The following is a 1,966-nucleotide window of genomic DNA, read 5'->3' on the forward strand; positions in this document are numbered from 1 at the left end:
CGGCCCGCCGGGGTGGAGATCGTCGCCAGGCCCCGGCGTTCGGGCGTCGTCAGTGCGTTCATCGGTGTTCCTCCTGCGTTTGCGGGTTCGGGTGCGGTCGGCCCGGGGAGATCAGGTCGGAGTCCGCGGGCCGGGTCTTCAGGCCGGGGCGGCGCGATCAGGCCGGGGCCGGAAGCAGGTGCGAGGCGATCCGGGCGGCGCCGAACGCGGTCTCCTGCGAGCGTTCGGATGCGGAGATCCGCGGCAGCACGCGTTCCCGGGCGCGGCGGACGCTGCGCATGTCCGCCCAGCCGCCGGTGAGCGTCGCCGAGCTCGCGGGCGGGAGCTCGCGGTCGATAGCGGCGATCAGCTCGCTGATCTCGTCGTTGCTGTGCCGCAGGACCGCGCCGAAGATCTCGGCGGGCGTCGCGCCGTCGGTCCGCACGGTCAGCGCGAGCTCGCCGTCGTCGTTGCGGGCACCGGAGACCGAGAGCCCGCCCGCTGGCAGCGCGCCCTCGTAGGGCAGGTGCATCACGGCGGCGTCGAGCCGGTCGCGGCCCGCCCGGTCGGTGATGCCGGAGGTCTCCAGCGCACGCCGCAGCAGCAGCCCGGTCTTCACCCCGGCGACCAGCACGTGCTTGCCCGGCACGACGTGCCGGACCTCGTTGATGAGGTGCCCGGCCAGGCGGGCGCGGGCGGCGTAGCCGAGCGGGGCGTCGACCACCCGCAGCAGGACCTCCGCAGTGCCCATCGACACGTGGTACTGATCCGGCCGGATGGCGCCGCCGGCCTCGGCCGCCACGAGGTGGTCGTGACCGGCCACGGTGATCCGCGCACCGGCGACGGCGGCCGGGAACCGGTCCGCGACCGCGCCGAGATCCGTGCCCGCGGGTTCGATCGGCAGCAGCAGCTCGCGCGAGGCACCGAGCTCGGCGAGCATCGCGTCCCACGGTTCGCCGGTGTCCTGGTCGAGCAGACCGGTGCGCGAGGTCAGCGACGCCTCCAGCGACGGCCTGCCGCCCAGCACGGTGGCGGCGAACTCGGGCAGGTTCAGCCAGCGGTGCCCGTGCGGCCGCAGCCCGCCGTCGCGCAGGTGCGCGAGCTTGGCCGCCGATGTCTGCGCGCCGAGGGGCAGTCCGGTCCGCCCGGCGAACTCGGCGCGGATCGGTTCGGGCAACGCCCGCACCTGCTCCGCGCCGCGCGGGTCGAACCAGGCGAACGCGGGGGCCGCGGCTCGTCCCGCCGCGTCGAGCAGCACACCGCTTTCGCCCATGCCCGCGATCGCGATCGCCTCGATCCGGCGGCCGGTGAGCCGGTCGGCCGCGCCCCGGACCAGCCGGTGCAGGGCGGTGACCAACCGTTCGGCCGGGAGGTCGGCGGTCCCGCCGGGTCCTGGACGCCAGGGTGTCGGGATCTCCTCGAGCACGAGCTCGGTCCCGTCCTCGTCGACGACGAGCATCTTGATCCCGGTGCTGCCGAGGTCGACGCCCGCCACGAGCCTGCCGCCCATCCGCCCGTCCTTCCGTCCGCGCATGACTCCGGTGTCATGTACGACTATGTCACCGGTGACTTGAGTGGTTATCATCGGGACCATGACGTGCTGCTGTCAAACGGATCCGCCGTGGTGATCGCGGTCGCGGGCCCCGCCGGGAGCGGGAAGTCCACGCTCGGCCGGACGCTCGCCGAGGCGCTCCGGCTACCGCTGCTGGACCTCGACACGCTCAGCACGCCGCTGCTGGATCGCCTGCACGGGCCGGTTTTCGACGAGCACTGGCTCACGCATCCGCGCGCGGACGACATCCGCGCGGCGCGCTACGCGGCCCTGCGGGCGACCGCCGCCGAAGTGATCTCGACCGCAGGCTCCGCCGTCCTCGCCGCTCCGTTCACCGCGGAACTCACCGGCGGTCCGGAGTGGACAGAGCTGGTGCGGTCCGTCGCGCCCGCAGAACTGCACCTGGTCCACCTGCAAGGCGATCCGGAGCTGTTC

General features: G+C 74.2%; 2 protein-coding genes. One reads left to right on the forward strand and one right to left on the reverse strand.

Annotated features, from left to right (window positions below):
- Positions 1-157: 157 nt before the first annotated feature.
- Entirely contained in the window at positions 158-1,513 is a 1,356-nt protein-coding gene (locus IJH84_RS23310) for an FGGY family carbohydrate kinase (RefSeq protein ID WP_295149030.1), read from the reverse strand.
- A 63-nt stretch (positions 1,514-1,576) separates the two neighbouring features.
- On the opposite strand from IJH84_RS23310, the gene IJH84_RS23315 reads away from it, so the two are divergent.
- Positions 1,577-1,966 (forward strand): AAA family ATPase (locus IJH84_RS23315; RefSeq protein WP_295149032.1); only part of this gene is annotated, 390 nt, incomplete at its 3' end.

Source organism: Saccharopolyspora sp. (genome assembly GCF_017434145.1).
In the GTDB taxonomy this organism is placed as follows: Bacteria; Actinomycetota; Actinomycetes; order Mycobacteriales; family Pseudonocardiaceae; genus Saccharopolyspora_C; species Saccharopolyspora_C galaxeae.